This is a genomic window from Peribacillus sp. B2I2, from assembly GCF_041261685.1.
Lineage (GTDB): Bacteria > Bacillota > Bacilli > Bacillales > DSM-1321 > Peribacillus.
In genome coordinates this window covers 3,843,830-3,866,267 of record NZ_JBGCCB010000001.1, presented here as the reverse complement: position 1 = coordinate 3,866,267, position 22,438 = coordinate 3,843,830, and the positions used below count along the sequence as shown (strand labels likewise).

Sequence of the window (22,438 nt, the reverse complement as noted above, 5' to 3'; positions counted from 1 at the left end):
AAATACCATGTTTGGCAGAACATACTTCAATGGTGAAGTGACAGAAGCAGCTATTGGTGAAAAAGTAACATTAAAAGGATGGGTACAAAAACGTCGGGATTTGGGCGGAGTAATCTTCATCGACCTGCGTGACAGAAGCGGAATCGTCCAAGTCGTTTTCAATCCGGACATTTCAGCAGACGCATTGGCCACAGCTGAAAAGATCCGTAATGAATACGTCCTTGATATCCAAGGGATAGTCATCAAACGTGATGAAGCCAACTTCAACCCGAATGTAACAACAGGTACCATCGAAGTTCAAGCAGAAAACGTTACAATTTTAAACGAGGCTAAAACCCCTCCCTTCATCATTGATGAAAGAACGGATGTATCAGAAGATATCCGTTTGAAATACCGTTATTTGGACTTGCGTCGTCCGGCGATGTTCGAAACGTTGAAAATGCGTAATCAAGCAACAAAAGCAATCCGTGATTACTTGGACGGTGAAGGCTTCCTTGATATCGAAACACCTATCTTAACGAAAAGTACACCTGAAGGAGCACGAGATTATTTAGTGCCTAGCCGTGTACACGAAGGTGAGTTCTATGCACTTCCGCAATCACCGCAAATCTTCAAGCAGCTATTGATGGTATCCGGTTTCGAACGTTATTATCAAATTGCCCGCTGTTTCCGTGATGAAGATTTACGTGCTGACAGACAGCCTGAATTCACGCAAATCGATATTGAAACAAGCTTCATGAGCCAAGAAGATATCATTAACACCGCAGAAAACATGATGGCTAAAGTGATGAAGGATGTTAAAGGACTTGACGTAACACTGCCATTCCCTAGAATGACATACAATGAAGCGATGAGCCGTTACGGTTCCGACAAACCGGATACGCGTTTCGGAATGGAACTTAAAGATGTTTCGGAAATCGTGAAAGACAGTGATTTCAAAGTGTTCACCGGCGCTGTTGCAAACGGCGGACAAGTTAAAGCGATTGTCGTTAAGGACGGAAATGCGGATTATTCCCGTAAAGATATTGACGGATTGGCTGAATTTGCAGCGATTTACGGTGCAAAAGGCCTTGCATGGCTGAAAGTTGAAGAAGACGGAGTAAAAGGGCCAATCGCTAAATTCTTCGCAGAAGATCAACAGCAATTAGTATCCGTATTGGAAGCCGAAGTGGGCGATCTAATCTTGTTCGTGGCGGATAAAAAAGGCATAGTCGCCGATGCACTAGGAGCACTTCGTAACAAGCTTGGTAAAGAAAGAGGCTTGATCGATCAAAGCAAATTCAACTTCCTATGGGTGACGGACTGGCCATTATTTGAATACGACGAAGAAGAAGGACGCTACTATGCAGCACACCATCCATTCACAATGCCATTCCGTGAAGACATGGACAAATTGGAATCAGACCCAGCAAGCGTCCGTGCACAAGCGTATGACCTTGTCTTGAACGGCTACGAACTTGGCGGTGGATCACTGCGGATTTTCGAACGCGACGTTCAGGAAAAAATGTTCAAAGTCCTTGGATTCTCGAAAGAAGAAGCAAACGCACAATTCGGCTTCCTAATGGATGCATTCGAATACGGAACGCCACCACACGGCGGAATCGCCCTTGGATTGGACCGTATGGTCATGCTGCTTGCAGGCCGCACGAACCTTCGCGATACCATCGCATTCCCGAAAACAGCCAGCGCAAGCGACCTGCTCGTTGACGCACCGAGTGCTGTAAGTGACAAGCAATTGGCCGAACTTAACCTAAGGCTTGCTGCACTAAAAAAGTAATAAAACTGGGAAAAAATACGAAAAAATACCTAGATGCTTTCTCTTGAAACGGAGTTAAGCATTATGATATGATATCTTCAACAAGTAAGAGTCCTGATGTGTTCGTTCTTTAACCTATAAGTTTTGACCGAACACTTATAGTTACCGGGAGCACTAGTTTCCTGGCCGCGTAAATGCCTCCCTCGAAGAGGACTTACAAACGCGAGGAACCGAGCACCCACCTGCGGAGAGCGGGTTCAAAACAAAGGCGTAAACGGCACAATTGGGACTCTTACACATTACAAAGCAACTCATGTTAAATAACATGGGTTTTTTTGTGCGTTAAAATAGCGTAACTTACGAGTGAAAGCATGATATTGCGAGCGAATGGCGTGGATTCACGAGTAAAAGGCGCAAACTCACGAGTAAATGAGGTGATTTCACTAGTAAATAGCGTAAACTCACGAGTAAAAAGCTAAAACTCACGAGTATACGCGCAAACTCACGAGTAAAAGGCGCAAGCTCACGAGTAAAAGGCGCAAGCTCACGAGTAAAAGGCGCAAACTCACGAGTAAAAGGTGCAAACTCACGAGTAAGGAACAAATTGACGAGTAATTAGCGTAAACTCACGAGTAAATGGCGCAAATTGACGAGTAAAAAGCCCAAACTCACAAGTAAGTGGCGCAAACTCACGAGTAAATAGCCCAAACTCACGAGTAAAAGGCGCAAACCCACGAGTAAATGCCAAAACTCACGAGTAAGTGAGGTGATTTCACGAGTAAATAGCGTAAATCGCGAGTAAAAGGCGCAAACTCACGAGTAAAAGGCGCAAACTCACGAGTAAAAAGCCCGAACTCACAAGTAAGTGGCGCAAACTCACGAGTAAATGCCAAAACTCACGAGTAAAAGCCCCGAATTGACGAGTAAAGCCCCGAGTTGACGAGTAAATAGCCCAAACTCACAAGTAAGTGGCGCAAACTCACGAGTAAATAGCCCAAACTCACGAGTAAGTGGCGCAAACTCACGAGTAAAAGGCGCAAATTGACGAGTAAAAGCCCAAACTCACGAGTAAGGAACAAATTCACGAGTAAAAGGCCAAAACTCACGAGTAAAAGGCGCAAATTGACGAGTAAAAAGCCCAAACTCACAAGTAAGTGGCGCAAACTCACGAGTAAAAAGCCCAAACTCACGAGTAAGGAACAAATTCACGAGTAAATAGCCCAGACTCACGAGTAAAAGGCGCAAACTCACGAGTAAAAGCCCAAACTCACGAGTAAAAGGCGCAAATTGACGAGTAAAAAGCCCAAACTCACAAGTAAGTGGCGCAAACTCACGAGTAAAAGCCCCGAATTGACGAGAAAAAAGCCCAAACTCACGAGTAAAAAGCCCCGAATTTACGAGTAAACGAGCTAAACTCACGAGTAAAAGCCAAAACTCACGAGTAAAAGGCGCAAATTGACGAGTAAAAAGCCCAAACTCACGAGTAAAAGGCGCAAATTGACGAGTAAAAGCCCAAACTCACGAGTAAAAGCCCCAAATTTACGAGTAAACGAGCTAAACTCACGAGTAAAAGCCCCGAATTGACGAGTAAATAGCCAAAACTCACGAGTAAAAGGCGCAAACTCACGAGTAAAAGGCGCAAACTCACGAGTAAAAGGCGCAAATTGACGAGTAAGGAACAAATTCACGAGTAAAAAGCCCAAACTCACGAGTAAAAGGCGCAAATTGACGAGTAAAAGGCGCAAACTCACGAGTAAAAAGCTAAAACTCACGAGTAAAAGCCCCGAATTGACGAGTAAAAAGCCCAAACTCACGAGTAAGTGGCGCAACTCACGAGTAAGGAACAGATTCACGAATTAGACAGAGCAAACTCAGGGTAAAATGCTGATTTTCAGTTTACCAGCAGGAAAAGAGTGCATTAACAAAGAAGCTAAAGGACAAGGAGTTGATGAATGAATGCTAAAACCGTGTGAAAAGCCTTTGAAAATGCTCAAACTGGAGGCATTAAGCAGGAGGCTATCACCAAACCATCCAAAACAGGAAAAGATAAGGAACGATTTCCGTAAAATCGATACAGGTTTTAACGGGGAGCGGAGTATTGGAAATGAGTTGAAGGATCTTTCAAAAGAATATCAAGTATTGCATGACTTGAGGTTAAGCAACGATGGGAGTCGTTATTTTCAAATGGATTTTCTTATAATCACCCGGAATGTCTGTATCATCATCGAAGTGAAAAACTTTGCGGGAATGCTCTACTTTGATCGCACCTATCCTCAATTGATTAGAACAAAAGATGGTCAGGAACAAGCTTATCTGGACCCGCTAATCCAGGTTGACGTGCAAAAATCCCGATTATCGGATTGGCTCGCTTTTCATAAATTCCCCTCGCTTCCGATTGAAACGCTTATAGCCAATGCAAACTCGAATACCATCATCAGGACTACCCCAGGTTTTACCCCCATTTTCAAAAGAATCACGGGAAAAGAAACCCTAATCTCCAAAATTCACACCCTTGAAGAAAAGTATCCTTCTGAGCAATTAACTCAAAGGCAGAGAAATAGACTTTCGAACACAATGATGCTAACAAACACTCCACATAATCAGGATATACTCGAATGGTATCAAATCGATGAGCAAGATCTGCTCAAAAGCGTTCAATGTCCTAAATGCTCAACTCTCCATATGCAATATCACTGGGGCAAATGGTCATGCGGTCAATGTTCTTACGCCTCCAAAGATGCCCACATACAAACTCTTCGTGATTTCGCTCTCCTTATAAAACCCAAGATTACGAATAAACAAGCACGGCTCTTTTTACAAATAGATTCAATCAATATCATGCAACGAATGCTATCTGCCCTGGGGTTGCCTTATTCAGGGCAATTTAAAAATAGAGCTTATAGTCTTGAAGGATTAATTCACGAGTAAAAGCCCCAAATTCACGAGTAAAAGCCCCGAATTGACGAGTAAACGAGCTAAATTCACGAGTAAAAGCCCCAAATTCACGAGTAAAAAGCCTAACCTCACGAGTAAAAGCCCCAAATTTACGAGTGAAATCCCCAAACTCACGAGTAAACCCCAAAAACTCTCGAATAAACTTCAAATATCCCCATTTAAGTAACATTCCGCAATATAGATTCGTAAATTATAGTAAGGTTGGAATTATAATCAGCCAATGATAGAAAGTAGTGAGGGCTTTGAAAGATTTATTGAATGCAAAGAGGAACGAAATGCTTCAATTAGTGGAGCAGCTAGTGAATATAGATAGTGGTTCTCATACGAAAAAGGGTATTGATGAAATTGGTTCGATTTTAAAAGCGAAATTTGAAAGCCTGGATTTTATTGTGAATACTGTTGAGCAGCAGAATTATGGAAATCAGCTGGTCATCCAGCATCGTGAGGCATATCAACCGCATATTCTGGTCGTCGCCCATATGGATACGGTTTTTCCAGAAGGGACAGCGCAAAAACGTCCTTTTAGTGTGAAGGGAAATCGGGCATACGGTCCTGGTGTAGCTGATATGAAGGCTAGTTTAGTTGAGCTTTTTTATGCGGTCCTTTGCTTGAAACAGACGGGGCAGACAGGCTATAAGCATATTCAAATAATTCTCAATAGTGATGAAGAGATCGGGTCTCCGTCTTCCGCTTCACTCATATCTGAAAAAGGGGCCAATAAGAAGTTCGCGTTAATTCTTGAACCGGCAAGGACGGATGGTTCACTTGTCACGGCAAGAAGGGGATGCGGTCAATTTAAAGTGGATATAGTGGGGGTGGCAGCCCATTCAGGGATCGAACCGGAAAAGGGTCGGAGTGCAATTGAAGAATTGGCTAATAAGATCATTGCCTTACACCGATTGAATGATCAAAAGAAAGGTATCAGCGTTAATGTCGGCATGATTGAAGGAGGTTCTGCTGTCAATGCCATCGCTGCCCATGCTGCTGCTTTTGTGGACGTACGGATCTCGGAAAAAAAGCAAGAAGCTATCATTCTTAAACAACTGAAAAAAATCTGCGCTGAAACTTATATTCCAGGGACGAAAACGACATTAAGCGGGAAAATGGACCGGTTTCCCATGGAAAAGAACGAGAAAACGAACTTGCTTTTAGAGACTATCCGTCAGGCCGGGGAGGAAATCGGCATAAAAATCACAGATACGGCCACGGGTGGAGGTTCGGATGCATCTATTACTTCTGTATTGGGGATAGCGACGGTAGATGGACTCGGGCCCATTGGAGGGAATGCACATAGTGAAGAGGAGTATTTGGAAATTCCCAGCCTGACAGAACGGACTCTCCTGCTGGCGACCGTCCTTCAGAAATTAGCAAAAATGACCTAGTATACTAATTCCGATTAGACTGCTCATATTTCGCTTGTCATAAATGATGTTTATGATATATTGTTAATTGGGAAGCTAAATAAGAACAGAATTTATTGGAGTTGAATATATATGCTGCATCAGTTTTCACGAAATGAATTAGCAATAGGCAAGGAAGGCATCGATATCCTGAAAAACACGACCGTTGCTGTCCTGGGGGTAGGAGGCGTAGGTTCTTTTTCGGCTGAAGCATTGGCACGCACGGGGGTCGGCCGTATTATTCTTGTGGATAAAGACGATGTCGACATCACAAATGTAAACAGACAGATTCATGCACTATTATCAACAGTCGGTCAACCGAAAGCGGAATTGATGAAAAATCGCATTCAGGACATCAATTCCGACTGCGAAGTGATTTCCCTTAAAATGTTCTATACAGAAGAAACGTTTGAAGAATTCTTCAGTTATGGACTGGACTATGTCATTGATGCATCCGATACGGTCATTTATAAGATGCATGTGATGAAGGAATGCCTGAAACGGAATATCAAGGTGATTTCAAGCATGGGGGCCGCTAATAAAATGGACCCGACACGTTTTCAAATTGCCGATATCTCCAAAACGCATACCGACCCGCTTGCCAAGGTCATTCGTACTAGATTGCGTAAAGAGGGCATAACAAAGGGAATTCCCGTTGTCTTCTCCGACGAAAGTCCAATTGTCATTCGTGAGGATGTCCGAAAAGAAGTCGGCAATGATGAGGCAAAAATCCGTAAGGCCCAAATGCCGCCATCTTCGAATGCTTTCGTACCATCTGTAGCAGGCTTAATTGCAGCAAGCTGGGTGATCAATGATATTTTAAAAGATATTGAAGTACGCCGTGTAAATGATTGATAAGTTGACTGACTCTATACAGGGTCAGTTTTTTTTTGTCTACTAGGAGATATTCCCTTTAAATAACTTTTTTATCCATATCATATAGACGGGGTCGAAAGAATGAGATAAACTATTTTCAGAATATTATTTTTTATTCAAATATTCTATTTATTAAAAAGAACATACTAAACAAGGGGGTTTCAAATGAAGAAGAAAAAGCTAGCAGGAGTGTTCCTATCACTTTCTTTGGTTGCAGGGACGCTGGCAGGTTGTAGCGGCGACTCGAAAACTAGCAGTTCAGGCGGGGGTTCATCCAAATCGGGTGACACGATCAAAATTGGGGCCAACCTTGAACTGTCCGGAGGTACGGCATCATTCGGCCAATCGGCTGCCGATGGTTTGAAGCTGGCCATCGATGAAATTAATAAAGAGGGCATCGACGGTAAAAAACTGGAAATCGTCAAGGTTGATAATAAATCAGATGCAGCAGAAGCTACAAGCGGTTCGATCAAGTTAGTCAGCCAGGACAAGGTTGTGGCTGTAGTCGGATCAGCGACAAGCACAAATACATTGGCACAGGTTCAGGTCGCACAGGATAATAAAGTTCCTCTTCTCACACCAACTGCAACAAATCCCGACATCACCAACAAAGCTGGAAAATTAAACGATTATGTGTTCAGAACTTGCTTTATCGATCCATTCCAAGGTACGGTGGCAGCCAATTTTGCATCTGACGAAATAGGGGCGAAGACAGCTGCGATCTATGTGGATAGCGCAAGTGATTATTCTAAAGGATTGGCCGCCGCTTTTAAAGAAGCGTTCACTGCCAAGGGTGGTAAAATCGTGGCGGAAGAAGCTTATGTTACAAAAGATACTGATTTCCGCTCTACATTGACACGTATCAAATCCGCCAAACCAGAGTTCGTTTTCCTTCCTGGTTATTATGAAGAAGTCGGATTGATCTTAAAGCAGGCACGTGAAGACGGCATAGACCTTCCATTCATGGGTGGAGACGGCTGGGATTCCCCGAAAGTCGTTGAAATTGCCGGAGCGGAGGCTTTAAAAAATACCTATATCACGAATCACTATTCCCCTGAAGATGAAGATGCAAAAATCCAGGATTTCGTTGCAGCCTTCGAAAAGGAATACGATAAAACACCGGATGCCTTTGCAGCACTTGGCTATGATACTGGTTACTACCTGGCTGATGCCATCAAGAGATCTGGAGATGCTTCCCCCGAAAAAATCAGACAAGCGTTGGAAGAAGTCAAAGATCTTCAATTAGTTTCCGGAACGCTGAACCTTGATGAAAATCATGATCCGATCAAATCGGCGACCATCTTGGAATATGTAGATGGCAAACAAACATTCAAGACGAAAATCAATCCATAATACCTTACGTGGATAGGGGGCAAGTCCCCCCTATTCTATATTCACTTAAAAAACACCTTATCAGGGAGAGTGCAATATGGAACTGATTCAACAATTGGTAAATGGCATTTCACTCGGCAGCATTTATGCATTGATCGCGCTTGGATATACGATGGTATATGGAATCGTCAAACTGATAAACTTTGCCCATGGCGACGTATTCATGGTTGGTTCATTTGTAGGGTTTTACGCCATTACCGTAATGGACTTATCTTTCATGCCGGCTTTATTGATTTCGATGGTCACTTGTGCCATCTTTGGTGTTTTAATTGAACGGATCGCGTATAAACCCCTTCGTAATGCAACACGGATTGCGGCCTTGATAACGGCCATCGGTGTTTCCCTTCTAATAGAAAATGGGCTGATTTACATCCGGGGCGCCCAGCCGGAAGCCTATCCAAATAATGTCCTTCCGATGGATAAACTCGATATATTGGGAGTTTCCATCAGCAGTCAATCGATATTGATCTTATCTGTATCCATCATTTTAATGATCATCCTACAATTCGTTGTCCATAAAACCAAAATCGGCAAAGCGATGCGTGCCGTTTCATTCGATTCCGAAGCTGCTAAGCTTATGGGAATCAATGTGAATAATACGATTTCAGCTACCTTCGCCATAGGCTCGGCTTTGGCAGGGGCTGCCGGCGTCATTTTTGGGATCTACTATATTAAAATCGAGCCGTTGATGGGTGTCCTTCCTGGCCTTAAAGCGTTTGTTGCAGCAGTCTTGGGCGGCATCGGCATCATTCCGGGAGCGATGGTCGGCGGACTGCTGCTTGGAGTGATCGAGGCTTTGGTCAGTGCTGCCGGTTACTCATTATGGCGCGATGGTGTGGCTTTCGTCGTTCTTATCTTGATTTTGATTTTCTTGCCGCAGGGACTATTCGGTAAAAATAAAAGAGAAAAAGTATAGGGGAGACAAGGCGATGACTACTTTAAAGAATTCAAAGGGTTTTTGGCTCTCGATCGTGCTCGCACTTATTTTTTTCGGAATCATGCAGTACACCATTACAAACGGTATGCTCAATCCATTTTATATCAACACACTCATGTTCATAGGCATCAATATCATGCTGGCAACGAGCCTTCATTTAATCATTGGAATAACCGGGCAGTTCTCGATCGGACATGCAGGGTTTTTAGCGGTAGGGGCCTACGCTTCGGCAGTCATGACAATGAAACTGGAACTTCCTTTCATCATCGCAGTATTGACTGGGGGCATTTTCGCCGCAGCTGCCGGTATGGTGATCGGGATACCCAGCTTGCGTCTGAAGGGGGATTACTTGGCGATAGCTACACTAGGTTTTGGGGAAATTGTCCGGATAGTCCTCTTGAATATTGAATATGTAGGCGGGGCAAGCGGGATGCAGGTTTCCCATCTGACTACATGGCCATGGGTATTTGCCTGTGTCATGATCACCGTCATAGTCATCCGGAATTTCACCAATTCGACTCATGGACGTGCATGCATATCCGTAAGGGAGGATGAAACGGCGGCTGATGCGATGGGAATCAATACGACCTATTATAAAGTGGCGGCCTTTGTCATCGGAGCTTTCTTTGCCGGAATTGCCGGATCGCTTTATGCCCATAATTTCTATATTATCCAGCCATCGAATTTCGGTTTCCTAAAATCCTTCGATATTCTGATTTTCGTCGTACTGGGCGGTCTTGGAAGTCTTTCAGGTTCGGTTTTGGCTGCCATTTTACTGACGATCGTGACGACATTCCTTCAGGATTATCCGGAAACGAGGATGATCATATACAGTCTTGTCCTGATCTTGATGATGATCTTCCGCCCGCAGGGTTTAATGGGAACAAGAGAAATCACGACATTGTTCACACATAAAAAAACGAAAGGGGGCCCAAAGGATGGAAGCCACAATACCGTTGCTTAAAGTAGATTCGGTTGGTATCCGTTTTGGCGGATTGAAAGCCGTGTCCGATGTGAACATGGAATTATTTCCGGGGGAACTTGTAGGCCTGATCGGACCGAATGGAGCTGGAAAAACGACGTTCTTCAATTTGTTGACGGGTGTGTATGTCCCTACAGAAGGGACGATTGCCTTGAACGGGGAAAATCTAAAAAAGCAGCAGCCTTATAAAATTACCCGAAAAGGGATTTCGAGGACCTTTCAAAATATCCGCCTCTTCAGTGAGTTATCTGTGATCGATAATGTGAAGGTTGCTTACCACTCGCTTGCCAAGCATATGATCCCAAGCTCCATATTCAGGCTACCGGGACATTTTTCCGGTGAAAAGGAAATGGATGAAAAGGCGTTGGAATTCTTGAGGATTTTCAAGCTTGACCATTTTAAGGATGAAAAAGCGAAGAATCTTCCATACGGACAGCAAAGGCGGCTGGAAATTGCACGTGCTCTCGCGGCAAACCCAAAACTGCTTTTACTGGACGAACCTGCAGCAGGTATGAACCCGCATGAAACGAAAGAATTGATGAATCTCATCGCTTTTATCAGGAAGGAATTCAACCTTACCGTATTGCTCATCGAACATGATATGTCACTGGTCATGGGGGTATGCGAACGAATTTACGTACTTGATCATGGACAGCTTATCGCTCATGGAAAGCCGGAAGAAATCCGCAACGATCCTAAAGTTATCGAGGCGTATCTAGGCGAGGAGGTTTCATGATGCTGAAAATAGAAGACATCAATGTATATTACGGCAATATCCAAGCGTTAAAAGGTGTTTCCATGGAGATTAACGAAGGGGAGATCGTGACTCTGATTGGAGCGAATGGAGCCGGAAAAAGCACGTTGCTCAAAACGATATCCGGGCTGTTAAAACCAAAGCAGGGAAAAGTTCTGTTCGAAGGTGATCCGATTGGAGGAAAAGCTGCACAGTCCATCGTGAAAATGGGCATATCCCATGTACCTGAAGGCCGCCGTGTCTTTGCGAACATGACGGTTGCCGAAAACCTGGAGCTTGGTGCCTATTTGAGAAACGACAAAGAGGGCATCAAAAAGGATATGGAAAAGGTCCATGAGTTATTTCCGAGGCTGCTGGAGAGAATCAAACAGCAGGCCGGCACGCTTTCAGGTGGTGAACAGCAGATGCTTGCTATGGGCCGGGCTTTAATGGCGAAGCCACGTTTATTACTGCTCGATGAACCTTCGATGGGCCTTGCACCGCTGCTGGTAAAGCAAATATTCAACATCATACAGGAAATCAGTGAAGCGGGGACAACGATCCTTTTGGTCGAGCAAAATGCCAACCTTGCTTTATCCATTGCAGATCGGGCTTATGTCGTTGAAACGGGCCGAATCGTCCTTTCGGGCAATGCCGAGGAACTCACTTCAAGTGAAGAAATTAAAATGGCCTATTTAGGAGGCCACTGAACCGCCGTTTGGCGGTTTTTTTGTGGGGAAATGAGGATTGGGATATAAAAAATATACGAAGAAGCTTAAAAATGGGGTGAAGGTTCATGCAGGATTTTATACATTCAAATAGTATTATTCAATTTTGATATAGGAATTAAGACTAAAAAAGAGCAAAGGAACTGGGTTTAATTCCCTATCAAGATGCTTGTATTTTGGTAAAAATGTAATTAATAGGATGATATAAATGAAAGAATGAATAAATTTTTTTGAGTAGTAATAAAGGATTTTACAATATTAATATAGTTAAATTATCAGTTTTTTCTGATTATAACCACTGTTTTCGCAATATTTAAAATATATAAAAATAAAAACGACCTGTACATGCTGTGAAAAATATCCTATTAAGCGGAATCTTCTCGCAATTATTGTATAGACGGAATGAAAATTATGCGGTAAACTATTTTTCGAAATATTAATTTAATTTGAAACATTTCATCTAATCAATTTTTTCTGAAGCATCATGAATAAATATTCATGCATCAGAGCTTGATTACAAAATGGGGGGATTATTTATGAAAAAGAAAAAATTAGCAAGTGCATTCCTTTCTCTAACACTTGCTGCAGGAGTGCTAGCGGGTTGTTCCGGCTCTGGTTCATCAGATAAATCAAGTGGGGACGGTGATACGATCAAGATCGGTGTCAACCTTGAATTATCAGGTGGTGTAGCTTCATATGGTCAATCGATTGCGGAAGGCCTGGAACTTGCGACTGCAGAAATTAATAAAGAAGGCATTGACGGAAAAAAAATCAAACTAATTAAAGTCGATAATAAATCTGAAGCGTCCGAAGCGACAAGCGGAGCGATCAAGCTGACATCACAAGATCAGGTTGCAGCGATCGTAGGTGCAGCGACAAGCACGAACTCGATTGCCCAAGTGCAAATTGCACAAGATAACAAAGTGCCGGTCATCTCACCTTCCGGTACAAGCCCTGAAATCACTTTCAGCAAGGATAAATTGAACGATTACATTTTCAGGACAAGCTTCATCGATCCGTTCCAAGGAACGGTTGCTGCGAATTTTGCCAGTACTGAAATCAAAGCGAAAAGTGCAGCCATCTATATTGACAGTTCAAGCGATTATTCAAAAGGTTTAGCCGCAGCCTTTAAAGAACAATTCGAAAAAAATGGCGGAAAGATCGTGGCTGAGGAAGCTTACATTGCGAAGGATACTGATTTCCGTTCCACATTGACTCGTTTGAAATCGGCAAAACCTGATTTCATCTTCCTTCCTGGTTACTATGAGGAAGCTGGTCTGATCGTGAAGCAGGCACGGGAAACTGGACTTGATGTTCCATTTATGGGCGGCGACGGCTGGGACTCTCCTAAGCTAGTAGAAATTGCCGGTACAAAGGCTCTAAATAATACGTTCATCACGAACCATTATTCTTCAGGTGACCCTGATGAGAAAATTCAGAATTTTGTGTCAGCATTTAAAGCGAAGTACAAAGATAAATCCCCGGATGCATTTAACGCTCTAGGCTATGACACAGGATATTTCCTTGCAGATGCGATTAAACGTGCTGGATCGGCGGATTCAGAAAAAATTAAAGAAGCACTGGAAAAAACGGCGGACCTTGAGCTCGTAACGGGTACATTTACATTGGATGAAAAACATAATCCAATCAAATCCGCTACCATCCTTGAATTTAAAGAGGGTAAACAAGTATTCAACACTAAAATCAATCCTTAATCCCGGAGAACAACTCCAACCCTTTCGCCGGCCCTTCGTCAATCAGAAGGTGCTGGCGAATTCTCATTTTTCAAGCATACCAGGTCGCTGAACTTCCCCTTAGCGGAACGAGAAGAGTCTGGACTTATCACTTATAAAATTAGATTTTTCAAGGAGAGTCGAACATGGAATTGATACAACAGTTAATAAACGGGGTTTCACTAGGAAGTATTTATGCCCTTATCGCTCTCGGATATACGATGGTTTACGGGATTGTTAAATTGATAAACTTTGCACATGGGGATGTCTTCATGGTTGGCTCATTCGTTGGATTTTACTCGATAACGGTTCTGGATCTGTCATTCGTGCCCGCTCTATTAATCTCGATGACGGTCTGTGCGCTCTTTGGGGTATTGATCGAGCGAATCGCGTACAAGCCATTGCGTAACGCAACGCGTATTGCCGCACTTATCACGGCCATCGGGGTTTCCCTTTTGATCGAATACGGATTCATTTACGTCCGCGGTGCACAGCCGGAAGCTTATCCGAATGATGTATTGCCTGCAGACAAGTTCAATATTTTTGGAGTTTCCATCAATAGTCAATCGGTCTTGATTTTTGGAGTGGCTGTAGTCCTGATGATCATTCTTCAAATCATCGTTCATAGAACAAAAATAGGAAAAGCCATGCGTGCCGTTTCCTTCGACGCGGATGCAGCTAAACTGATGGGAATTAATGTTGACAACACGATTTCTGCCACCTTTGCAATCGGTTCCGCATTAGCTGGGGCAGCGGGCGTCATATTCGGTATTTACTATATTAAGATCGAGCCGCTTATGGGAGTGCTTCCGGGATTGAAGGCATTTGTTGCCGCCGTACTTGGAGGGATCGGAATCATACCTGGCGCGATGGTCGGTGGCTTATTGCTTGGTGTCATCGAGGCATTGGTCAGCGCCGCCGGTTACTCATTATGGCGTGATGCCGTAGCCTTCGTCGTACTGATTCTTATCTTGATTTTCTTGCCACAAGGCTTATTCGGTAAAAACAAAAAAGAAAAAGTATAGGGGAGACAAAGCAATGACTACAATTAAGCGAGCAAAAGGTTTTTTGGCTCTCGATTTTACTATCATTGATCTTTTTCGCCGCAATTCAAGTGTTAATCGGCGGCGGATCGCTAAATCCTTTTTATCAAAATACGCTCATGTTCATCGGGATCAATATCATTTTGGCAGCGAGCCTTCATTTGATCATCGGGATAACCGGGCAGTTTTCCATCGGACATGCAGGATTCCTTGCAGTCGGTGCCTATGCTTCAGCCGTTTTGACCATGAAGCTGCAAATGCCATTTGCTCTAGCGTTGATTGTGGGCGGTTTGGCGGCAGCGTTGGCAGGATTGATCATCGGAATTCCAAGCTTACGCTTAAAAGGCGATTACCTGGCGATTGCAACCCTGGGATTTGGGGAAATCGTCCGGATCATGCTTTTGAATATCGATTATGTTGGCGGGGCGAGCGGCATGCAGGTTTCCCATTTGACCACTTGGCCGTGGGTATTCGCTTCCGTTATCGTTACGATCATCGTCATCAGGAACTTCACAAGTTCTACCCATGGAAGAGCGTGCATATCGATCCGTGAGGACGAGACGGCTGCCGATTCGATGGGGATCAATACGACCTATTACAAAGTTGTCGCGTTTGCGATCGGTGCTTTTTTCGCCGGAATTGCTGGAGGGCTATACGCTCATAACTTCTACATCATCCAGCCATCGAACTTTGGATTCCTGAAGTCATTCGATATCCTGATCTTAGTCGTACTGGGAGGCCTTGGAAGTCTGTCAGGAGCCGTATTGGCTGCCATATTACTGACTGTGGTCACGACATTCCTCCAGGATTATCCCGAAACGCGTATGATCATCTACAGCCTAGTGCTTATCGTCATGATGATCTATCGTCCACAAGGTTTAATGGGGACAAAAGAAATAACTTCCATGTTCAAACGTAAAGGAGGCAGCAGCCATGAAAATAAAAACACCGCTGCTTAAAGTCGATTCGGTCGGCATCCAGTTCGGAGGGCTTAAAGCCGTTTCCGATGTTAACGTCGAGCTGTACCCTGGGGAATTGGTTGGCTTGATTGGTCCGAACGGAGCCGGGAAAACCACTTTTTTCAACTTGCTGACAGGGGTTTACGTCCCGACGGAGGGAACGATTTCTTTAGAAGGGGAGGACTTGAGAAAAAAGCCTCCATATAAAATTACGCAAAAAGGAATCAGCCGGACATTCCAGAACATCCGCTTATTCAGCGAACTATCCGTGATCGATAATGTAAAGGTGGCCTATCATTCCCTTTCGAAGCATAGCATTTTAAGTTCGATCTTCCGGATGCCAATCCATTTTAAAGGCGAAAAGGAAATGGATGAAAAGGCAATTGAGTTCCTGAAGATTTTCAACCTGGATCAATATAAGGATGAAAAGGCGAAGAACCTGCCATATGGTAAACAAAGACGTTTGGAAATCGCCCGTGCACTTGCAGCCAATCCGAAACTGCTTTTGCTGGATGAACCGGCAGCGGGGATGAACCCCCAGGAGACTCACGAGCTCATGAACCTGATTGCCCTCATCCGTGAGAAATTTGATTTGACCGTATTATTGATCGAACATGATATGCCGCTGGTCATGGGTGTTTGCGAACGCATATATGTACTCGATCACGGACAACTGATCGCTCAAGGAAAGCCAGAGGAAATCCGTAACAATCCAAAAGTCATCGAGGCCTATCTGGGCGAGGAGGTTTCATAATGTTAAAAATAGAGGACATCAACGTCTATTACGGAAACATTCAAGCCTTGAAAGGAATCTCGCTTTCTATTAACGAAGGCGAAATCGTAACCCTGATCGGGGCGAACGGAGCCGGAAAAAGCACGATGCTGAAAACCATTTCCGGCCTATTAAAACCAAAACAAGGGAAAATCATATACGAAGGGCAATCCATCGGCGGAAAGGCAGCACAATCCATCGTGAAAATGGGCATTTCCCATGTGCCTGAAGGACGGCGGGTCTTCGCTAACATGACGGTTGAAGAAAACCTTCAGCTTGGTGCTTATTTACGCAAAGATAAGGCAGGCATCAAGCAGGATATGGAGAAAGTCTATGAATTATTCCCGCGTTTGCTTGAGCGCCTTAAACAGCAATCCGGAACGCTTTCCGGCGGGGAACAGCAAATGCTCGCAATGGGCAGGGCACTCATGGCCAAGCCCCGGCTTCTATTATTGGACGAGCCATCCATGGGACTCGCCCCATTATTGGTGAAGCAAATCTTTCATATCATCGAAGAAATCAATAAAACCGGTACAACCATTCTGCTGGTCGAACAAAATGCCAACTTAGCCCTATCCATCGCGGACAGAGCCTATGTTGTCGAAACCGGCCGAATTGTCCTATCAGGCAAATCAGAGGAACTGACCGCAAGTGAAGAAATCAAGAATGCCTATTTAGGAGGACATTAAACCGCATATGGCGGTTTCGGACTGTAGACAAACTCGAAGAAAAGCGAGTTTGCCTGCAGTTTTTTTTGTTTGTAAAACTCGAACGTTGATTTCCACTCCAGGCACTCGCTTTCCGCGGGCGGTCCGCCCTCGACGCTTCGCGCCTGCGGGGTCTCCCTTGAACTCGCTTTTCCCGCAGGAGTCTCGCGCCTTCCGTTCCAATCAAACTTTGTTTTAATATTTAGATAAAACTCATTTTGTCGACAAACCGAGACCGTTTTATAGCGGTTTTTTTGTTTTTTAAATAAGTTATTTTAACTAGTTAAAAAGGTTAGTAAAACCAAATCACGCGGTATACAATCTAGTTAGGGATAATAGTAGAATGGGTTCATGATCAAACCTCATCCGTAGCTATTGTTAATATTATTTTTTTGGAGTGATTTCATGCACAAACATATTCAGGCCTTACTACCGGTATTATTGCTGTTTATGATTCTGCCAATCTGCCAGCCGGATGCTGCATCTGCAGAAGAGACCCCGCAATCAGATGGTGTCATCGTCAAATATAAAGAGACGAACGATGAGCCAATCAACGACTTGATAGAAAAGGTGGAGGTTCCTAAAGGGGAAACGACCGACAACCTGATCAAGGAACTTGAAGAACGGAAGAATGTGGAATATGCAGAGCCAAACTATCTTTTCAAGAAGATGGAAAGCCCGAACGATCCAGCCTACAATGACCAGTGGCATCATAAAAAGCTTGGTACGAATGCAGCATGGACAAAATCCATGGGTTCCAAGGAATTGATCGTGGCCATCATTGACGACGGTATCGATCGCAACCACGATGATTTAAAAGGGAAGATCGTCAAAGCTTATGATACTGTAAGCAATCGGAAGAATATCATACCAAAAGGTGAACATGGAACGCATATCGCAGGCATCATTGCCGGTTCTGCCAATAACGGCATAGGTGGAACGGGAGTTGCGCCGAACATTAAACTAATGCCGATCAACGTTTTTGATGGGGAGTATGCCGATACTGCCGATATCATAGACGCCATACATTATGCCGTTGAGCAAAAGGCGAACATCATCAATATGAGTTTAGGAGACACCAGTTATTCGGAGGCTTTGAACAAGGCCGTCCAGGAAGCCTATAAAAAAGGCATACTAATCGTTGCGGCTGCCGGTAATGAAGGAGATATGGGGAAAAATGTACAGCGTGTCTACCCAGCTGCATTCAGCCATGTCATTTCCGTTGCCGCCACTGACTCAAAGGACAAGCGTCCCAGTTATTCCAACTACCATTCAACAGTCGATATTGCAGCACCTGGGGATGATATCCTTTCAACCTTACCAGGTGAAAAATACGGCTGGATGAGTGGAACATCGATGGCCACGCCCATGGTGGCGGGTGTAGCGGCACTGATTTGGTCCCATGAGCCCAAACTCAACAAATTGGAGGTCGAATACCGCCTCTATGATTCAGCCGTGGATCTCGGTTCGAAAGGGAAAGACATATACTATGGAAACGGGCGGGTCAATGCCAAGAAAGCGCTGGAAATGAAGACGCTGACCATACCGGCCGTGACCGCGATTTCCGATAAGGACACCAAGATCAATGGAAAAATCCCAACCGATTTCAAAACGGGGACCGTCTCCATATATACCGATAAAAAACAACTCGCCACTGTGAAGGTCAATGGCGAAAAGACGTTTACAGCAACTATCGCAAAGCAACCAGCAGGCACGACCATCTCTACTAGGGTCATTGATAAATCGGGAAATAAAAGCATACCCGTTTCATTTAAAGTGGTTGATAAAACGGCCCCAGCAAGTCCTTCAGTAAATTCGGTAGGTGACAATACCGTAAAAGTTACTGGAAAAGCGGAAGCGAGCACTACCGTCACTGTCAAAAATGGCAGCACGATTCTCGGTAAAGCAACTTCCAATAGTGCTGGGAACTTCACCGTAACGATATCAAAAAAACAAAAAGCCGGAAAAATCCTATCCGTTACAGCAACGGATAAAGCAGGTAATATAAGCTCGATCAAAACAGTGACCGTCACAGACAAAACAGCACCAAGTAAACCGACGGTCAACACAGTGACAACAAAAACGACAAAAGTAACAGGCAAAGCAGAAGCCAGCTCCACTGTATCCATCAAAGCATCAGGAAAAGTGATCGGTTCTGCCACAGCAACGACTAAAGGCACATTCTCGGTTAAAATCCCCAAACAAAAAGCCGGGAAGAACCTATATACCTATGCAAAAGACAAAGCGAAAAACGTAAGTGAATCGAGGAAAGTCACGGTTAAAAAGTGATAAAAAAACGGCGGCCCCCAATATTCGATGTGGGGGCTGTACTTGCTGCTATCTTCGTTTTATTTTAAAAACACAAATAAGGTGCTGCCATTACGTAGCACCCCAGCTTTACAATTTCTAAACGACTTCTTCTTGTTTTATTTTTTCTTTGAATGTAACCAGTCTAAAAAGTCATCCCTGAAAACCCTCTTGGACCTTTTTAAACGAATTAAAGGAAAATCGGGATTTCCCATGTATTCATCAGCAGTTCTTTCACTAACATTTAAATAATCTGCCAAATGCTCTACAGTTAATAATTCTGGTAGTTGTGAAATCTCATCCATTTCGTTCGTTATTATTTTTTCCCTTCTTTCATGAGTTACGTAATTTATATGCCCTTCTCCAATGCATACTGCTTCTTTCTTAGAACACATAGGACACGTCAGAGTATCAATTCTATCTTCCATAACAGAAAGACGAGATACTACGCCAAACAGTGTTTGACAATTTTCACATAAATAAGTATATACACCTTCCACTTTCAAATATAACACTCCTTGACTTATCATTTGTTAAACTAACAAAATCTATAAGTAGCCAATCTGATATGTGATAGGCTTAAGCGCTTTTCACTAATCACTTTTCTATTATTGTGCTACCCCGAAGGTACTTCTCCATTGTTAAAGCCCTTCTCTAAATAGAGAGGAGCTTAATTATTAATTGTATAAATTAATAATTCTTTTGTAGCTCTACTATATTTATTTATATCAGCAATTAATTTAAAAAAGGAATAAACAATTATTCTGAATTGTCTATATTCCCTATATAACATCAAGAAGGATGAATTACATAGCTTTAGTCATTGGAAGAACCCCGGGCTAATTCGTATATATAGGTAATGGCGATCCCCCAATCAATAAACCTAGATCATGTATATAAGTTTAATTCGTTCTATTAAAGAATAATCTGAAATGTAAAGTGCACACTTGCAATTTAATAATATGCATATTTTCACTCATTGAAATCAGATAGTTGTTTTACGGTCCAAACGGCTTTTTTATGTAAAAATCTTTCTACATCTATATCAGAAGGAGATATGACAGTCACGCAATGCTAATCTATAAAGTTTTGCGACATTGGCTTCTCGTAAGTGTATACGGGATCGTTTTATTTCCAAATTGGATAGAGTTCATCGACCATCTTACCTTCTTTGGTCTATTATAATATCATCCCAATATTAAAAACTTCCTAACTATTAGGAAAATGTATAGGCTTGGTAAGAGTGAAGCGCTTACATTAATATAAGTGTGAGGAGGAAATACTAATGAAAAAACGTTACATTAAGTTATTGGAATATTTGGAACAATCTAACGATGACTTTGTAAGTGGAAGTGAACTTGCTAATCTATTTAATGTAACGACAAGAACAATTAGAAATGACATTAGGGAAATAAAGGAAACTTTTTTAGATAAAGTAATAATTACTGGTAATACTCAAAAAGGATATAAATTAGTTGGGGATTTATCAAATATTCAGCAAAATGAAGATGATTACGAAGAACGAGCTTTTCATATTATAAAAACACTCTTATCTGAAACTGATTTTATAACTTATGATGAACTGGCAAAAAAACTTTATTTTTCTACTCAAACAATTAGGAAAGACGTACAAAGATTATTTCAAATAATCCAAGCCGAAAAATGGAACATTGAAGTTGAAGCAATTATCTTCCAAGGGGTAAGGCTTAAGGGAAGTGAAGTAGAAAAACGTCTATTACTAAAAAAGTTAGTAACAACAAATTGTTTAAAGAGAATGTCGCTTGATGAAGCGCTGCAATACTATTTTGGTGATTGGTTTAGTCAGTCCTCCATTCAATTAGTATATTCTTGTATTGAAGAAGAAGTCACTAAGAACAATTTGTTACTAAGCTCGGAAGAACTATTCGCAATATGTGTGAACATAATTATTAGTTTAAAACGAGTAGGCCTTCATCAAAAAATTGCTGAAAAAGACATGAGGTTAGATAATACTTGCTTTGAAGAATTAAAAATAGCAAAGTTAATCCTTAGTCGTTTAGCTAAGGAAATGAATGTACAGTTTGACGAATATGAATATCAGTATTTATGCTACCTGTTAATCACTCTACAAATATTACCGAAGAAAAATGAAGTAACTGTGCATGAACACTCAGATGAAATAGAGGAAAAAGTAAAAGCGGTGATAAAAAATGTTGGGGATCGATATGGTTTTTCAAGTCGAAAGAATGAAAAGTTATTTAATCGCCTATTGGTACATATTACAAAGTCATTATATCCATTAAAATATTACTTTCCTTTAGAGAATCCATTTATTTCTCAAATAAAGTCGGAATATATGAATGCTTATAATATTGCAGTGGTTTTAGCGAAAGAATTACAATTTTGCTTAAATATAAAGATACCAGAAAATGAAATCGGTTACTTGACACTACATATTATGAATATTATTGAAAATTCCCAAGAAACAAGGAAAAGAATTGCAATTATTTATGGAAAAAATCCGTTAGTAGGTAAGCTAATAGAAAGAAAAATAAATTTATACTTCCCAAATATTAAAATTGATGGTTTATTTGCAAATCATGAAATCCATTTACTTCCTGAAGAGATAGAAACTATAGTAACTACTAGTGTAATCCTTGAGGAGCAACACCTAAATGTGAAAAATTGTATTCGTGTTAGTGAAATGATTACAAATGAAGATATGAAGACTATTTCTAGTCAATTAAATCGTGGCTTACTAAAGTACTATTTATCTCCGAATGATCTTTATTTCTTAGATGAAGAGAATCGAATAGATTTATTAAAAACCCTTACGCAGCTTGGAGATATTCAACATCTGTATACAAGCATTAATGAAAGAGAAAAGATGTCGAGTACTAATATTGGTAATTTAGTGGCCATGCCGCATCCATTTGATTGTGGAAATAACAAAAAATTACGAGTGTTAGTAGCAATAAATAAACAAAAAATTTTGTGGGGAGACAAAATGGCTCAAATTATCTTTCTATTTATCCCTCCAAAAAATCAAAAGGTAAATAATACAAAGTTTTTTGAAGAGATTCATGATGTGTTTAAGCAAACAAACATGACAGAAAAATTATTAAATGTAACCAATTATGATGAGTTTTTGGAAGTTTGGTCTTCCAAATAATATTAGG

21 protein-coding genes, 1 other RNA gene and 1 pseudogene are annotated in these 22,438 nt (G+C 42.2%); 17 read left to right on the top strand and 6 right to left on the bottom strand.

What is annotated here, in order from left to right; all coding sequences use genetic code 11:
- Window positions 1-7 precede the first annotated feature (7 nt).
- Together aspS and ssrS are read left to right on the top strand one after the other, a co-directional pair.
- A complete protein-coding gene (gene aspS, locus ABIE66_RS19120) occupies window positions 8-1,777 on the top strand; it encodes an aspartate--tRNA ligase (RefSeq protein ID WP_289325887.1) in 1,770 nt (589 codons plus the stop codon).
- 87 nt (window positions 1,778-1,864) lie between these two features.
- Window positions 1,865-2,050, top strand: a non-coding RNA gene (ssrS, locus tag ABIE66_RS19115) — 6S RNA.
- Between the two features lie 63 nt (window positions 2,051-2,113).
- Here the strand turns inward: ssrS and ABIE66_RS19110 are convergent.
- The 4 genes from ABIE66_RS19110 to ABIE66_RS19095 all read right to left on the bottom strand — a co-directional run bounded on the left by ABIE66_RS19110 (window position 2,114) and on the right by ABIE66_RS19095 (window position 3,609).
- Complete coding sequence (locus tag ABIE66_RS19110) at window positions 2,114-2,359, bottom strand: hypothetical protein (RefSeq protein ID WP_370015959.1); 246 nt, start codon at window positions 2,357-2,359, stop codon at window positions 2,114-2,116.
- 293 nt (window positions 2,360-2,652) lie between these two features.
- Window positions 2,653-2,946, bottom strand: coding sequence for a hypothetical protein (locus tag ABIE66_RS19105; protein WP_370015958.1), 294 nt, complete (start codon window positions 2,944-2,946; stop codon window positions 2,653-2,655).
- A gap of 57 nt (window positions 2,947-3,003) precedes the next feature.
- Window positions 3,004-3,132 carry a hypothetical protein gene (locus ABIE66_RS19100; RefSeq protein WP_370015957.1) on the bottom strand — a complete coding sequence of 43 codons (129 nt, stop codon included), beginning with the start codon at window positions 3,130-3,132 and terminating at the stop codon, window positions 3,004-3,006.
- A gap of 39 nt (window positions 3,133-3,171) precedes the next feature.
- A complete protein-coding gene (locus ABIE66_RS19095) occupies window positions 3,172-3,609 on the bottom strand; it encodes a hypothetical protein (RefSeq protein ID WP_370015956.1) in 438 nt (145 codons plus the stop codon).
- A gap of 103 nt (window positions 3,610-3,712) precedes the next feature.
- Between ABIE66_RS19095 and ABIE66_RS19090 the strand changes: the two genes are divergently transcribed.
- Entirely contained in the window at window positions 3,713-4,684 is a 972-nt protein-coding gene (locus ABIE66_RS19090) for an NERD domain-containing protein (protein WP_370015955.1), read from the top strand.
- Here the strand turns inward: ABIE66_RS19090 and ABIE66_RS19085 are convergent.
- Entirely contained in the window at window positions 4,670-4,825 is a 156-nt protein-coding gene (locus tag ABIE66_RS19085) for a hypothetical protein (protein ID WP_370015954.1), read from the bottom strand. The two genes, ABIE66_RS19090 and ABIE66_RS19085, sit on opposite strands and share 15 nt — an antisense overlap.
- Before the next feature lie 161 nt (window positions 4,826-4,986).
- Between ABIE66_RS19085 and ABIE66_RS19080 the strand changes: the two genes are divergently transcribed.
- The 13 genes and pseudogenes from ABIE66_RS19080 to ABIE66_RS19020 all read left to right on the top strand — a co-directional run bounded on the left by ABIE66_RS19080 (window position 4,987) and on the right by ABIE66_RS19020 (window position 19,262).
- Window positions 4,987-6,093: a M20 family metallopeptidase gene (locus tag ABIE66_RS19080; protein ID WP_370015953.1), complete on the top strand. Its 1,107-nt coding sequence runs from the start codon at window positions 4,987-4,989 to the stop codon at window positions 6,091-6,093.
- Between the two features lie 111 nt (window positions 6,094-6,204).
- Complete coding sequence (locus ABIE66_RS19075) at window positions 6,205-6,966, top strand: tRNA threonylcarbamoyladenosine dehydratase (protein ID WP_370015952.1); 762 nt, start codon at window positions 6,205-6,207, stop codon at window positions 6,964-6,966.
- Window positions 6,967-7,152: 186 nt separating this feature from the next.
- Entirely contained in the window at window positions 7,153-8,340 is a 1,188-nt protein-coding gene (locus tag ABIE66_RS19070; RefSeq protein ID WP_289325884.1) for an ABC transporter substrate-binding protein, read from the top strand.
- Between the two features lie 76 nt (window positions 8,341-8,416).
- On the top strand, window positions 8,417-9,295 hold the full coding sequence (locus tag ABIE66_RS19065; RefSeq protein WP_370015951.1) for a branched-chain amino acid ABC transporter permease: 879 nt from the start codon (window positions 8,417-8,419) through the stop codon (window positions 9,293-9,295).
- 13 nt (window positions 9,296-9,308) lie between these two features.
- Window positions 9,309-10,280: a branched-chain amino acid ABC transporter permease gene (locus ABIE66_RS19060; RefSeq protein ID WP_370015950.1), complete on the top strand. Its 972-nt coding sequence runs from the start codon at window positions 9,309-9,311 to the stop codon at window positions 10,278-10,280.
- The gene (locus ABIE66_RS19055) at window positions 10,255-11,034 is read left to right on the top strand and encodes an ABC transporter ATP-binding protein (RefSeq protein WP_289325882.1); all 780 of its coding nucleotides are present in this window, start codon (window positions 10,255-10,257) and stop codon (window positions 11,032-11,034) included. Before ABIE66_RS19060 ends, ABIE66_RS19055 begins: the two co-directional genes overlap by 26 nt.
- Window positions 11,034-11,741, top strand: a complete 708-nt coding sequence (locus ABIE66_RS19050; RefSeq protein ID WP_289315525.1) for an ABC transporter ATP-binding protein — start codon at window positions 11,034-11,036, stop codon at window positions 11,739-11,741. Before ABIE66_RS19055 ends, ABIE66_RS19050 begins: the two co-directional genes overlap by 1 nt.
- Window positions 11,742-12,295: 554 nt before the next feature.
- A complete protein-coding gene (locus tag ABIE66_RS19045) occupies window positions 12,296-13,474 on the top strand; it encodes an ABC transporter substrate-binding protein (protein WP_370015949.1) in 1,179 nt (392 codons plus the stop codon).
- A 164-nt stretch (window positions 13,475-13,638) separates the two neighbouring features.
- Window positions 13,639-14,517: a branched-chain amino acid ABC transporter permease gene (locus ABIE66_RS19040; protein WP_289315527.1), complete on the top strand. Its 879-nt coding sequence runs from the start codon at window positions 13,639-13,641 to the stop codon at window positions 14,515-14,517.
- Window positions 14,518-14,530: 13 nt separating this feature from the next.
- Window positions 14,531-15,494: pseudogene (locus tag ABIE66_RS19035) on the top strand (branched-chain amino acid ABC transporter permease).
- Complete coding sequence (locus tag ABIE66_RS19030; protein ID WP_289315529.1) at window positions 15,469-16,248, top strand: ABC transporter ATP-binding protein; 780 nt, start codon at window positions 15,469-15,471, stop codon at window positions 16,246-16,248. The pseudogene ABIE66_RS19035 and the gene ABIE66_RS19030 overlap by 26 nt, the downstream one beginning before the upstream one ends.
- Window positions 16,248-16,955: an ABC transporter ATP-binding protein gene (locus tag ABIE66_RS19025; protein WP_063232914.1), complete on the top strand. Its 708-nt coding sequence runs from the start codon at window positions 16,248-16,250 to the stop codon at window positions 16,953-16,955. Before ABIE66_RS19030 ends, ABIE66_RS19025 begins: the two co-directional genes overlap by 1 nt.
- Window positions 16,956-17,378: 423 nt before the next feature.
- Window positions 17,379-19,262 carry a S8 family serine peptidase gene (locus ABIE66_RS19020; RefSeq protein WP_370015948.1) on the top strand — a complete coding sequence of 628 codons (1,884 nt, stop codon included), beginning with the start codon at window positions 17,379-17,381 and terminating at the stop codon, window positions 19,260-19,262.
- A gap of 137 nt (window positions 19,263-19,399) precedes the next feature.
- Here ABIE66_RS19020 and ABIE66_RS19015 read toward each other — a convergent pair whose 3' ends face one another.
- A complete protein-coding gene (locus tag ABIE66_RS19015; protein WP_370015947.1) occupies window positions 19,400-19,786 on the bottom strand; it encodes a helix-turn-helix transcriptional regulator in 387 nt (128 codons plus the stop codon).
- Window positions 19,787-20,565: 779 nt separating this feature from the next.
- Between ABIE66_RS19015 and ABIE66_RS19010 the strand changes: the two genes are divergently transcribed.
- Window positions 20,566-22,431: a BglG family transcription antiterminator gene (locus tag ABIE66_RS19010; RefSeq protein ID WP_370015946.1), complete on the top strand. Its 1,866-nt coding sequence runs from the start codon at window positions 20,566-20,568 to the stop codon at window positions 22,429-22,431.
- Window positions 22,432-22,438 lie beyond the last annotated feature (7 nt).

Bases quoted from the DNA above. Each gene is read 5' to 3' on its own strand.
- ABIE66_RS19040 (WP_289315527.1), top strand. From the start codon at position 13,639: ATGGAATTGATACAACAGTTAATAAACGGGGTTTCACTAGGAAGTATT.
- ABIE66_RS19020 (WP_370015948.1), top strand. From the start codon at position 17,379: ATGCACAAACATATTCAGGCCTTACTACCGGTATTATTGCTGTTTATG.
- ABIE66_RS19050 (WP_289315525.1), top strand. From the start codon at position 11,034: ATGCTGAAAATAGAAGACATCAATGTATATTACGGCAATATCCAAGCG.
- ABIE66_RS19060 (WP_370015950.1), top strand. From the start codon at position 9,309: ATGACTACTTTAAAGAATTCAAAGGGTTTTTGGCTCTCGATCGTGCTC.
- aspS (WP_289325887.1), top strand. From the start codon at position 8: ATGTTTGGCAGAACATACTTCAATGGTGAAGTGACAGAAGCAGCTATT.
- ABIE66_RS19065 (WP_370015951.1), top strand. From the start codon at position 8,417: ATGGAACTGATTCAACAATTGGTAAATGGCATTTCACTCGGCAGCATT.
- ABIE66_RS19025 (WP_063232914.1), top strand. From the start codon at position 16,248: ATGTTAAAAATAGAGGACATCAACGTCTATTACGGAAACATTCAAGCC.
- ABIE66_RS19070 (WP_289325884.1), top strand. From the start codon at position 7,153: ATGAAGAAGAAAAAGCTAGCAGGAGTGTTCCTATCACTTTCTTTGGTT.
- ABIE66_RS19045 (WP_370015949.1), top strand. From the start codon at position 12,296: ATGAAAAAGAAAAAATTAGCAAGTGCATTCCTTTCTCTAACACTTGCT.
- ABIE66_RS19090 (WP_370015955.1), top strand. From the start codon at position 3,713: ATGCTAAAACCGTGTGAAAAGCCTTTGAAAATGCTCAAACTGGAGGCA.
- ABIE66_RS19055 (WP_289325882.1), top strand. From the start codon at position 10,255: ATGGAAGCCACAATACCGTTGCTTAAAGTAGATTCGGTTGGTATCCGT.
- ABIE66_RS19080 (WP_370015953.1), top strand. From the start codon at position 4,987: ATGCTTCAATTAGTGGAGCAGCTAGTGAATATAGATAGTGGTTCTCAT.
- ABIE66_RS19010 (WP_370015946.1), top strand. From the start codon at position 20,566: ATGAAAAAACGTTACATTAAGTTATTGGAATATTTGGAACAATCTAAC.
- ABIE66_RS19075 (WP_370015952.1), top strand. From the start codon at position 6,205: ATGCTGCATCAGTTTTCACGAAATGAATTAGCAATAGGCAAGGAAGGC.
- ABIE66_RS19030 (WP_289315529.1), top strand. From the start codon at position 15,469: ATGAAAATAAAAACACCGCTGCTTAAAGTCGATTCGGTCGGCATCCAG.